The following is a 218-nucleotide window of genomic DNA, read 5'->3' on the forward strand; positions in this document are numbered from 1 at the left end:
CAGCCGCTGCTGGTTGCTGTGCTTATGGGGGTATTCCGATAACGCATCGTGACCTTGCACAAGCCATTCAATTTGTACCTGGCCTTTGTAAAAAACACGGCCAAGAACTTGATTGGCAATCGCTGGCAAAAGCATATCAAACGCTTGCTATTTACATGGGCGTAATTAAATCGCCGCACATACAACGCGAGCTTTTAAAGCATGGCCGCAACGCCGCC

Annotated in this window: 1 pseudogene; it reads left to right on the forward strand. The window is 49.1% G+C overall.

Going from position 1 to position 218, the window contains the following annotated elements:
* A pseudogene (gene cysG / locus V6260_RS19040) lies at positions 1-218 on the forward strand (siroheme synthase CysG); the annotation flags it as partial.

Origin of the sequence: Pseudoalteromonas aliena (assembly GCF_038155085.1) — a bacterium.
Taxonomy (GTDB): Bacteria; Pseudomonadota; Gammaproteobacteria; order Enterobacterales; family Alteromonadaceae; genus Pseudoalteromonas; species Pseudoalteromonas aliena_A.